Source organism: Halomonas sp. (assembly GCF_052095695.1).
In the GTDB taxonomy this organism is placed as follows: domain Bacteria; phylum Pseudomonadota; class Gammaproteobacteria; order Pseudomonadales; family Halomonadaceae; genus Vreelandella.
Genome location: NZ_JBQDLQ010000107.1, coordinates 1 through 9,925, shown reverse-complemented (window position 1 = coordinate 9,925; position 9,925 = coordinate 1). Strand labels below are relative to the sequence as shown.

Below are 9,925 nucleotides of genomic sequence, written 5' to 3'. Positions count from 1 at the left end.
GTCCATAGACTACTAAGTTCGGATTTAAGAGTCTACGCAGCTACATTCGGATTATCATCAAAGATCATCAGGCTCGGCAAGTGCGCCATCAGCCGCGCACACTGGGGCAAGCCCTCAACAAAGGTATCGATCACCTTCTGCTCTTGGCGATAAAGCTCGGCATCTTTTTCATCTAATGCGGGCGGCGTGGGGGCAATCACTTGCCAGGCCACCGGCGACCACACCAAACAGTACATGGCGAGCATTTCCGCCAGCGTCATTAAATGGTTGTGAGCATTGGATGACGTAAACACCGGCTTTTTGACACCGCCGAAAAAGCGCTCACGCAGCGCGGCGTTACTGGTGAAATCCGGCAGCAGCGCCGCGCGGCAATAATAGCTGTCAGGCGAGTCGTACAGCGCCTGGCTATCATTTACCGTGGCGCCTTCTAACTGTTCGTCGACTAATCCCAGGCGTTCAATCAACGCATGTACGGCGCGCAGCATCGGCCCAGCAACGTCATCGGCGTAGACTTGATCACCGGTCATCAGTAACCAAGCAGGCCACTCGGTAGGCGCTGCCTGCTGATCGCCAAGCCAGCTGTCGGCACGCACCAAACCATCGGGGCTATCGTGATGTGGCTTACGGCAAGACCCATGCATCAGCCGGTGATGGCTCGAGGCAATTACAAAGGCAGGGTAATCGGCGCCTTCGTAGCACAACCAGGGCGCCCACTCAGGCAACGACTGCACGCTACCCTGCATCGTTTCAATCTGCAGGTCGTATTCGATACGCTCGTCGCAAGGCAGCGGCGTATCAAGCTCAATATCAATCAGATGGATAAAAGCGCGCTTACCGATGGCAACGCACTGATGGTGGTGCGCCAAACCAATGGACTCGGCGTCATGCTGGCCAGGCCGTAGCACCAGCGTCATGGTCAGTGGCCGAGTGGCGACAATCCACATTACTAGCCGGGTCGTGCTGATGCGCCGTAATAAAGGACCAACTAAAATATCGGGCAACGTATCCGTGCCATGCATCCAATGAAATCTCCGTTATCCGTTCGCCACCACGGGCAGCCCAACCTCGACGTTTAGGCCGCCTTCGCTGCCGCGGGAAAGCTGCATATGGCCGCTGTACAAAGCGACAAGGTCGGTGACGATAGCCAGCCCCAAACCACTACCAGAACGCTGCTCATCCAGGCGCTTGCCTCGCTGCACCGCCTGCTGGCACTGCGCGTCAGACATGCCGGGGCCATTATCACTCACGATAATAGTGAGCTGTTGCTCGTTAACCTGGACCTGCAGCTGAACATCGCTATGAGCCCAGCGCAGCGCATTATCCATTAAGTTACCTACCAGCTCCTGAATATCTTGCCCATCCATATGCACGTTCACGTCACGCTGCCATGTTTGGCGCAGCGTAATGCCGCGCCGCTGGCCAAGCTTGGCCAGCCCGTTTAGCAGCGGCGCTAACGTGGCATGCAGATCAATGGGTGCAAAGCGAGCGCCCTCGCCCGCCGCCGATGCACGCGCTAAATGATGGCGTACCGCGCTGTCTAAGCGCGTTAACTCCACTTCCCAGGTAGCACGGCTGTCTTCCGGCAGCTGGCGAAGCTGTAGACGTATCACGCTCAGCGGTGTTTTCAGCGCGTGGGCCAGATTACCGGCCGTGTGACGCCCGCGCTCAATTAAGCGTTGGTCCCTCGCCAGCACCGCATTCATTGAGGCGGCCAGGGTCGCCAGCTCGTCGGGCAAACGAGTATCCAGCTGTTCTACATGCCCCTGCTCTACCTCATGCAGATTGGCCCGCATACGCCGCAGCGGCGCTAACCCCCAGCGAACCTGCAGCGCCAGAACGCCTAATAGCAAAATGCCTAGGCCCGCCAAACCGCCCCAAAGAAGACGCTGGAATTCGCGAATATCCGCGGCTAATACATCGTCCCGCGCGGCAACGCTAATATGCAGGGGTCTTTCCAAGGGCGCTAAATAAATATCACGCTCAACAACGCGCAACGATTGCCCGCGCGGGCCTGACAATGAGCGCGCGCTGAGAGTGTCATTGGCAATAACCGGCAGGCGTTGATCCCACAGCGAGCGGGAAGCCAACGTATGCTGGCCAGCATCGGTTATTTGCCAGTACCAGCCGGAGTAAACGTTATCAAACCGTGGGTCACCCAGCGCCCGGTCGTGGACAAGCTGCTGGGCGGCGGGGTCATAGGTGGCACCGGCGATAATCACATTGAGCGTGGCCTCCAGGCGCTCGTCAAAGGCCTGGGTCGCCGCTAAATGGTAATGGTGAGAAAGCAACGTACCGGCAACTGGGAGGGCCAGCCCGACCATCAGCAGCACCGCCAATAGTAGCCGCACGCCGATGGAGCGCCCGGCCCAACGCTTTTTCCATTGATTACGCCACGCAGAACGGGGGTGACTCATTCGCTGGCAGGCTCTTCTTCTAAGAGCCGATACCCCTGCCCCCGCAGCGTGGCAATGCGCCAGCTGCCCAACTTACGGCGCAGGCGGCTGACCTGCACGTCGATCACGTTAGAGTCCGGCTCATGGTCACGGTCGTATACGTGCTCTGAAAGCTCGGTACGACTCACCACGCGCGGGGCGGCATGCATTAAATAACCGAGTAGGCGCGTCTCTTGGGCGGTTAATCCCACCGGACGTCCCGCCAACGCGACGTGCTGCGTATGCGTATCCAAGCTTAGCTCGCCGGCTTTCAATATCGGGTGGGCATGGCCGTGGCTGCGGCGAACCAGGGCGCGCAGGCGAAAAAGCACTTCCGCCGGTTCAAAGGGCTTAGTGACATAGTCATCGGCACCAGCGGTAAAGCCTGCCGCTTTATCAGCCCAGCGCTCACGGGCGGTAAGAATGAGCACGGGCAGGTCAATACCATCTTCGCGCCAAGCCGCTAGCCAGCGAGTACCGTCACCGTCGGGCAGGCCTACATCCAAAATGAGCGTGTCATAAGCTTCCGTGCGCACCAGGAAATCAGCGTCTTGGCCCGTGGCCGCATGCTCTACAAGCCAGTCGCCGTCGCGCAGCGCCTGACTTAGCTCGCGGGCGAGCGCGTGGTCGTCTTCTACCAGCAAACACTTCATGACTGACTACCCTTTTCTTATATAAAAAAGCTAACGACGCATATCGTTAATGCGTACACCTTCGATAGACATTAGCTCACCGCTTTGGCCGTCAAATTCAAATTCAACGATCTGGCCTTGGGGTCCGAGCAGCTTAATTTCATACTCTACAAACCCGCGCTCACGCTCCACTTCAACTTCGAGCACCTCACCAATGTAGTGAGCTTCAAGCCAATCTAAAATAGTGTCCAGCGGCACCACTTCACCACGATTCACCTCGCCATGCAGAGATTCCCAGGGCTGATCGCCCACTGCGCTACTGACCAGTAATAGCGCTAAGGCTAAACTGGCAACACTGCGGCAAGCGCTTTTTTGGAAGCGGCCTAGTGGCGTTATAAGGTGACGTACGACATTACTCATAGTGCCAGAATGCCTAAGGAAACATGAACGTTAGATGAACGGTTTTGTCAGCTTAAGGAAAGTATCCCAGTGGTATAAATTCCCTGTCGCATTGGCTGAGTGCCATTGATTCACGTAAATGATTCGTCACGTAAAGAAGGAATTTGCTATGAACACCATGAAAAAAATGCTGCTGATCCCGACCTCTGCCCTACTACTTGCCGCTGCGGCTGGCAGTGCTCAGGCTGATTCACTGCCAATGGATCGTATTGATGACGTATTGACCCACGCAAGCGACTACGGTTTCACCCATTACGAAGAAATTAGCATTAAAAGCCGTGGCCGTGTGGAAGTGGAAGGCTGGCTGGACGATGAGTGGTATGCCGATATTGATTTCTCACTAGATGACGGCGAAACGCTGCAAGAGCAACGCGAGCGCCTAGTCACCGGTGCCTGGGGTATGAGCGAAGACGATATTCGCCAAGCGCTGAATGTTGCCAGCCAGGAAGGCATGGTTGAGTTTGAAGACCTCGACATGGATAAAAGCGGCATGATCGATGTTGAAGGCCGCGACGAAAATGGCCGTGAGCTGGAAATCAGCGTGCGCCAAGGCGCTGATCAAGTCAGCGAGATTGACCGCGACTAATCTATCGCATCATCTCTACTAGCGGTGTTTTAAGCCGCCCTGCGGGCTCCCTTGAAGGGAGCCCGCTGTGTTATAGCCCTAGCAATAGCCAAGCGTCATAATGGCCTCAGCAGGAAGCGAATATAGCCGCAGACTGAGGAGAACGCCGTGCATAACGAAGACATTGATGGCCCCCCCGGCGACACACTACCCACCGCGGCGCTGCGTGACTTAGCCTGGCTAGCCGCCACGCCGGATCTTATTGAGATGGCGCCACCGATTCCCTGCGCAGGCCGCCCGACGCTTAAAGAACTAGGGCTGGAAAACTCGCTGTTGCCCTGGCTGCGCCAACTCCCAACACCTTCGCTAACAGCTTTAACGGGTTCGCGGGCCAGTCGCATGGGGCATTATCACGAACGCCTTTGGCACACGCTGCTTGATCACGCCCCCAACACACGCATGCTAGCGCACAACGTACGCATTACGCGTCAGCGCATTACGCTGGGTGAGCTGGATATGCTTTATCGCACTCGCGACAACCCGGCACCGATACATTTGGAGGTGGCGATTAAGTTCTATCTGGGTTTGCCGGAAGGGCCTGGGGACTTGCGTAGCCAAAGCCGCTGGATTGGCCCTGGCGGAGCAGACAGCCTAGCGCTTAAGTGTGCCCATCTACAGCGCCACCAGTTGCCGCTTTCCACAACGCTGCCTGCGCTGGCAACCCTGAAGCATTGGCTGGCACCGCGCGACCTGGGCGCCTCTAAACTGACGTTGGGTGAGCAGTTAACGCAACGGCTAGCCATACCGGGCGTTCTGTACTATCCCTGGCAAACGCCCTGGCACACAGAAATGCCGCCGCCAGCAGGCGCCACGCTGAATCACCGCCGTGGCCGCTGGTGCTACTGTCGCGATTGGCCTGCGTTTGTCGCCAGCTCAGCGGCAGTACCCACGGTAGCCTGGCTGGAAAAACCGCACTGGCTGGCACCACCGCTACCCAGCGTTTTTCGCCCCATTGATGAAGTGCTGCCCGGCGTCATCGATAGAGTGCACGCATGGTGCTCGCCCCAGCAGGTCATGCTGTATTACCAGAATGAACGGCGCTATGAGCGCGTTTTTTTGGTGCCTGACGACTGGCCGCGCCAAGTGCCTTTACCGCCACCTGCTTGCTTATAAGACCACAAGATTATCGCGGTGAATCAACTCGTGGGCTTCCACATAGCCAAGGATTGCTTCAATCTGATGGCTGGGCTGCCCCGCTAGCTGATGCGCCTCATCAGCGCCGTAGTTCACTAAGCCTTTGGCTACTGACGCGCCTTGCTCGTCCACGCAGACCACCATATCGCCACGCTTAAAGCTGCCCTGCACATTGCGCACCCCAACGGCTAATAGGCTAGAGCCTTTATCGCGCAGCACTTTCACCGCGCCGGCATCCAGCACCAGCGTGCCGCGCACCTGCAACTGCCCCGCTAACCACCGCTTACGCGCCGCGATCGGCACCTGATCAGGCCGCAGCAGCGTGCCCAGCGACTCACCCGCCATTATTCGATTGATAACGTCAGGCTGGCGCCCGCTCGCAATCACCGTGACCGCTCCGGAGCGCGCCGCCAGCTGCGCCGCACGCACTTTGGTACTCATCCCACCACGCCCTAGCGCACCGCCGCTGCCTGCCACAGCCGCTAAGCGCGGGTCGTCGGCGCGCCCTTCGGCAATCATCTGAGCATTCGGATTATGCCGCGGGTCGGCATCAAACAGACCTTCCTGATCGGTCAACAGCAGCAGCGCATCGGCTTCCAAAAGATTTGCAACCAGCGCTCCGAGCGTATCGTTATCGCCAAAGCGAATTTCATCGGTGACCACGGTATCGTTTTCATTGATCACCGGCACCACGCGCATTTCCACCAACGTGCGCAGCGCCGACAGCGCATTAAGGTAGCGCTTGCGATTAGACAGATCGTCGTGGGTGAGCAGCACCTGCGCCGTGAGCATATTGTGGCGCGCAAAATGCTGCTCATAGCACTGAGTGAGTCCGTTTTGACCCACCGCCGCAGCGGCCTGAAGCTCATGCACCGCGCTGGGCCGCACCTGCCAGCCAAGGCGCGCCATGCCAGCAGCCACGGCGCCAGAGGAAACCAGCACCACCTCAATACCGCGCTGATGCAAGGCTGCGATTTGATCCACCCAGCCGCCAATGGCCGGTTCGTCCAGGCCGCGGCCATCGTTAGTCAGTAGCGCACTGCCGATCTTTACCACGACTCGACGCGCCCGACTCAATGCGCTGCGTCCGAGAATTTGCTCGTTACTTTCCATCCGCCCCACCTTTATCAGACACAATAAGGGCCGCGCGAACGCAGCCCTTTTAGCTTACTATCTTACCCCCTAGCAGGGTCACGCGATTTCGAAATGCTATGGGGCGTATTCAACTTCAACATCATAATCATCGTCGTCGAAATCTTCGTCGTCTTCATCGTCACGCTTACGCCGACGACCCAGACGCGCTTCAGTACGTGCGACCGACTCTTCTTCCATGCGACGTCGCATTTCTTGCTCACGAATCAGCGCTTCTTCATCTTCGTACTCAAGGCGACGCTGTTCGGTCAGCCAGCGATACGCCGCCTGAACCAGCTTATCGGTGCCATCGCTACTAATGGCCGAGATACGAAACACCGGGCCTTCCCAGTTAAGCGCCTGAATAATCGCCTGAGCGCGCTCTTCGCGCTCGTCTTCCGGCAGTAGGTCAAACTTATTCAAGACCAGCCAGCGCGGACGCTCAGACAGCGCCGGTGAGAACTGTCCCAGCTCGCGCACAATCGCCTTCGATGCCGCGACCGGATCAGACTCATCAAACGGCGCTACGTCGACGACGTGAAACAGCAACCGCGTACGCGTCAGGTGCTTCAAGAAGCGCAGCCCTAAGCCGGCACCGTCAGAAGCCCCTTCGATCAGACCCGGCACATCGGCCATTACGAAGTGTTCATGCATGCCCAGCTTCACCACGCCTAAATTAGGCACTAGCGTAGTGAACGGATAGTTAGCGACCTTGGGCTTGGCGGCAGACACGGAGCGAATCAGCGTGGACTTGCCCGCATTAGGCATACCCAGCAGACCCACATCAGCCATTACCTTCATTTCCAAACGCAGGTTACGGCGATCACCGTCGGTACCGGTTGTGGTACGACGCGGCGCGCGGTTGGTCGAAGACTTAAAGTGGATGTTACCCAATCCACGCCGACCGCCTTCACCAACCAATACCACCTGGCCGATCTCGGTCACATCCGCGATGACTTCCAAGGTATCTTCGTCAATCACCGTGGTGCCGACCGGCACTTTTACGTGCAGATCTTCGCCGGCCTTGCCGCTCATTTGACGGCCCATGCCGCCCTGGCCGTTTTGCGCTTTATAAAAACGCTGGAATTTGAAGTCGATCAAGGTGTTAAGCGCATCGTCACCAATCAGGTAAACGCTACCACCGTGGCCGCCATCGCCCCCATCGGGGCCACCCCTGGGCACATATTTTTCGCGGCGAAAGCTCAGACAGCCATTGCCGCCTTTGCCCGCCTCAACAATAATCGAGGCTTCATCGACGAACTGCATTGGATTCTCCCGGCCGCTTCCGCCGCCCTAATATGCAATACTTTTTTTCACCGGCGCTTTCATCCACCCTCGTGGCAGAAAAGCGTATGCGAAAAGAGTTTTAACCGACAAAAAAGCCCCGCCATAGCGGGGCTTTTTTACGCAGCATCTATCTAGCGCTGCGTTTTTCGTTTATGCAGAAACAATGCTAACGAACTTACGGTTTTTGGGACCTTTGGTCTCAAATTTCACAAAACCGTCGCTCAGCGCGAACAGCGTGTGATCGCGGCCTAGGCCTACGCCTGTGCCAGCGTGGAAGCGCGTGCCGCGCTGACGCACGATGATGTTACCCGCAGTCGCCGATTGGCCACCGAACAGTTTCACACCTAAGCGTTTAGACTCGGAATCGCGACCGTTACGCGTGGAGCCAGCTGCCTTCTTATGAGCCATTGCAAAAACCTCCTAAAGGGACTAACCGCTTACGCGGAAATTCCGGTAATTTTGACTTCAGTGAACCACTGACGGTGGCCCTGACGCTTCATGCTGTGCTTACGGCGACGGAACTTGATGATCGTCACTTTTTCGCCACGGCCGTGGGAAACCACTTCGGCAGAGACTTTAGCGCCGCCAATCATTGGCGCGCCAATGTTGAAGTCATCGCCGTCTGCAACCATCAGCACTTCATCAAACTCAATCGTTTCGCCGGTAGCGACTTCGATTTTTTCGAGCTTGAGGGTCTGACCTTCTTGAACGCGGTACTGTTTGCCACCGCTTTTAATAATTGCGTACATGTCACTCTCCGGACTTGTCGTTAATGCCAGTTACGCCCCGCGTAACCAGCGCTCATCGCCTTCCGCTCTTATCGACCTGCTGCGAGTGGCGCCCCTTCTGGAGCCATCTGACAGGGAGCATGATGAGTGGGTCGCGGATTATAACGACTATCGCCTCTTACCACAAGACTACCTGTACTCGTCAATGGTAGGGAGAAGCCGTCACGGCTGAGCGCGCCTTGACGCCCAACAGGCAGCGCCATAGCATGAGCCCAACGCATCACCATAACGAATGACATAATTACGGGCGGCACTTACCGCCTCCACCTGCCGCGATGAACGGATCCAATGACCGCTAACGTCTCCTCAGCCCAACCCGTCAGCCCAACGCCTTCACCGCTGCACGCCGTGGTGGCCGATGACTTCGCAGCCGTCAATCGGACAATTATTGAGCAGCTCACGTCTAAAGTGCCGCTGGTCGAAACCATCGGCCAGTACATCATTGAAAGTGGCGGTAAGCGCCTGCGCCCTCTATTGGCGCTTTTAGCCGCGCGCGCGCTCAACTACACCGGCGAAAAACACATCCCGTTGGCAACGCTGATTGAGTTTATGCATACCTCGACGCTGCTGCATGATGACGTGGTTGATGAATCACACATGCGCCGGGGCAAGAAAACTGCTAACGATGCCTGGGGCAATGCGCCGTCGGTGTTGGTGGGTGACTTTCTCTATGCTCGCTCCTTTCAGATGATGGTCGACGTGGGCTCTATGCGCATCATGGCGATTCTTTCCGGCGCCACCTGCATCATTGCCGAAGGAGAAGTGCTGCAGCTCACTAATATTGGCAATCCCAGTATTTCTGAGGCGGACTACTTCGAAACCATTTTGGGTAAAACCGCCATGCTGTTTGAGGCGGCTTCCCACAGCGGTGCCGTGCTGGCCCAAGCCACCCCCGAACAAGAACACGCGCTTCAGTATTATGGCCGCTATCTGGGTCTCGCGTTTCAGCTGATTGATGACCTACTGGATTATCAGGGTGACGCTGACGCCATGGGCAAGAACGTTGGCGACGACCTGGCCGAAGGCAAGCCGACGCTACCGCTGATTCACGCCATGGAACAAGGCACCCCAGAGCAGGCCAAGCTCATTCGCCAGGTGATTCGCCAAGGCGGGCTTGAGCAGCTAGACGCCGTACTGGAAATTGTTCATGCCACCGGCGCGCTTGACTACACCCGCCAGTGCGCCGAAGAAATGGCCGACAAAGCCCTTGAGCAACTGGACGCTCTACCGCCCAGTGCTTATCGCGACAGCATGGCGCAGCTAGCCCGTTTAGCCGTTGATCGTAAAGCATAAAAATTGCTCGATCACGCTATCAAGGACTTGAAAAAACGGCCCTGAATCAGTATGATCCATTCCCGCTGTTGAGCAGTGCTCGGTAGCTCTCGGAATATAGCTCAGCTTGGTAGAGCGCTGCCTTCGGGAGGCAGAGGTCGTAGG

General features: G+C 57.2%; 11 protein-coding genes. 3 read left to right on the top strand and 8 right to left on the bottom strand.

What is annotated here, in order from left to right; translation table 11 throughout:
- Positions 1-32: 32 nt before the first annotated feature.
- From ACTH5D_RS15815 to ACTH5D_RS15800, 4 genes are read right to left on the bottom strand one after another with little or no spacing between them, the layout of a single operon-like run.
- Positions 33-1,019: a hypothetical protein gene (locus ACTH5D_RS15815; protein ID WP_441672899.1), complete on the bottom strand. Its 987-nt coding sequence runs from the start codon at positions 1,017-1,019 to the stop codon at positions 33-35.
- Between the two features lie 15 nt (positions 1,020-1,034).
- A complete protein-coding gene (locus ACTH5D_RS15810; RefSeq protein ID WP_441672897.1) occupies positions 1,035-2,414 on the bottom strand; it encodes a sensor histidine kinase in 1,380 nt (459 codons plus the stop codon).
- Positions 2,411-3,085 (bottom strand): response regulator transcription factor, encoded by a 675-nt coding sequence (locus tag ACTH5D_RS15805; protein ID WP_096276329.1) that lies wholly within the window; start codon positions 3,083-3,085, stop codon positions 2,411-2,413. The genes ACTH5D_RS15810 and ACTH5D_RS15805 overlap by 4 nt, the downstream gene beginning before the upstream one ends.
- A 30-nt stretch (positions 3,086-3,115) precedes the next feature.
- Positions 3,116-3,484 carry a PepSY domain-containing protein gene (locus tag ACTH5D_RS15800; RefSeq protein ID WP_441672895.1) on the bottom strand — a complete coding sequence of 123 codons (369 nt, stop codon included), beginning with the start codon at positions 3,482-3,484 and terminating at the stop codon, positions 3,116-3,118.
- A 148-nt stretch (positions 3,485-3,632) separates the two neighbouring features.
- On the opposite strand from ACTH5D_RS15800, the gene ACTH5D_RS15795 reads away from it, so the two are divergent.
- Positions 3,633-4,109: a PepSY domain-containing protein gene (locus ACTH5D_RS15795; RefSeq protein ID WP_441672893.1), complete on the top strand. Its 477-nt coding sequence runs from the start codon at positions 3,633-3,635 to the stop codon at positions 4,107-4,109.
- A gap of 147 nt (positions 4,110-4,256) precedes the next feature.
- Complete coding sequence (locus ACTH5D_RS15790) at positions 4,257-5,261, top strand: DUF1853 family protein (protein WP_441672891.1); 1,005 nt, start codon at positions 4,257-4,259, stop codon at positions 5,259-5,261.
- On the opposite strand, the gene proB is transcribed toward ACTH5D_RS15790, so the two are convergent.
- The 4 genes from proB to rplU all read right to left on the bottom strand — a co-directional run bounded on the left by proB (position 5,256) and on the right by rplU (position 8,449).
- Positions 5,256-6,395 carry a glutamate 5-kinase gene (gene proB / locus ACTH5D_RS15785; RefSeq protein WP_441672889.1) on the bottom strand — a complete coding sequence of 380 codons (1,140 nt, stop codon included), beginning with the start codon at positions 6,393-6,395 and terminating at the stop codon, positions 5,256-5,258. The two genes, ACTH5D_RS15790 and proB, sit on opposite strands and share 6 nt — an antisense overlap.
- A gap of 96 nt (positions 6,396-6,491) precedes the next feature.
- Complete coding sequence (gene cgtA / locus ACTH5D_RS15780; protein ID WP_441672887.1) at positions 6,492-7,679, bottom strand: Obg family GTPase CgtA; 1,188 nt, start codon at positions 7,677-7,679, stop codon at positions 6,492-6,494.
- 171 nt (positions 7,680-7,850) lie between these two features.
- Complete coding sequence (rpmA, locus tag ACTH5D_RS15775; protein WP_096276340.1) at positions 7,851-8,108, bottom strand: 50S ribosomal protein L27; 258 nt, start codon at positions 8,106-8,108, stop codon at positions 7,851-7,853.
- Positions 8,109-8,137: 29 nt separating this feature from the next.
- Positions 8,138-8,449: a 50S ribosomal protein L21 gene (gene rplU / locus ACTH5D_RS15770; RefSeq protein ID WP_096276342.1), complete on the bottom strand. Its 312-nt coding sequence runs from the start codon at positions 8,447-8,449 to the stop codon at positions 8,138-8,140.
- A gap of 327 nt (positions 8,450-8,776) precedes the next feature.
- Between rplU and ispB the strand changes: the two genes are divergently transcribed.
- Positions 8,777-9,781, top strand: a complete 1,005-nt coding sequence (ispB, locus tag ACTH5D_RS15765; RefSeq protein WP_441672884.1) for an octaprenyl diphosphate synthase — start codon at positions 8,777-8,779, stop codon at positions 9,779-9,781.
- Positions 9,782-9,925: the final 144 nt, after the last annotated feature.

Excerpts from the sequence above, each read along its gene's own strand:
- cgtA (WP_441672887.1), bottom strand. The coding sequence starts at position 7,679 with ATGCAGTTCGTCGATGAAGCCTCGATTATTGTTGAGGCGGGCAAAGGC.
- ispB (WP_441672884.1), top strand. The coding sequence starts at position 8,777 with ATGACCGCTAACGTCTCCTCAGCCCAACCCGTCAGCCCAACGCCTTCA.
- ACTH5D_RS15810 (WP_441672897.1), bottom strand. The coding sequence starts at position 2,414 with ATGAGTCACCCCCGTTCTGCGTGGCGTAATCAATGGAAAAAGCGTTGG.
- ACTH5D_RS15815 (WP_441672899.1), bottom strand. The coding sequence starts at position 1,019 with ATGCATGGCACGGATACGTTGCCCGATATTTTAGTTGGTCCTTTATTA.
- rplU (WP_096276342.1), bottom strand. The coding sequence starts at position 8,449 with ATGTACGCAATTATTAAAAGCGGTGGCAAACAGTACCGCGTTCAAGAA.
- ACTH5D_RS15795 (WP_441672893.1), top strand. The coding sequence starts at position 3,633 with ATGAACACCATGAAAAAAATGCTGCTGATCCCGACCTCTGCCCTACTA.
- ACTH5D_RS15800 (WP_441672895.1), bottom strand. The coding sequence starts at position 3,484 with ATGAGTAATGTCGTACGTCACCTTATAACGCCACTAGGCCGCTTCCAA.
- proB (WP_441672889.1), bottom strand. The coding sequence starts at position 6,395 with ATGGAAAGTAACGAGCAAATTCTCGGACGCAGCGCATTGAGTCGGGCG.
- ACTH5D_RS15805 (WP_096276329.1), bottom strand. The coding sequence starts at position 3,085 with ATGAAGTGTTTGCTGGTAGAAGACGACCACGCGCTCGCCCGCGAGCTA.
- rpmA (WP_096276340.1), bottom strand. The coding sequence starts at position 8,108 with ATGGCTCATAAGAAGGCAGCTGGCTCCACGCGTAACGGTCGCGATTCC.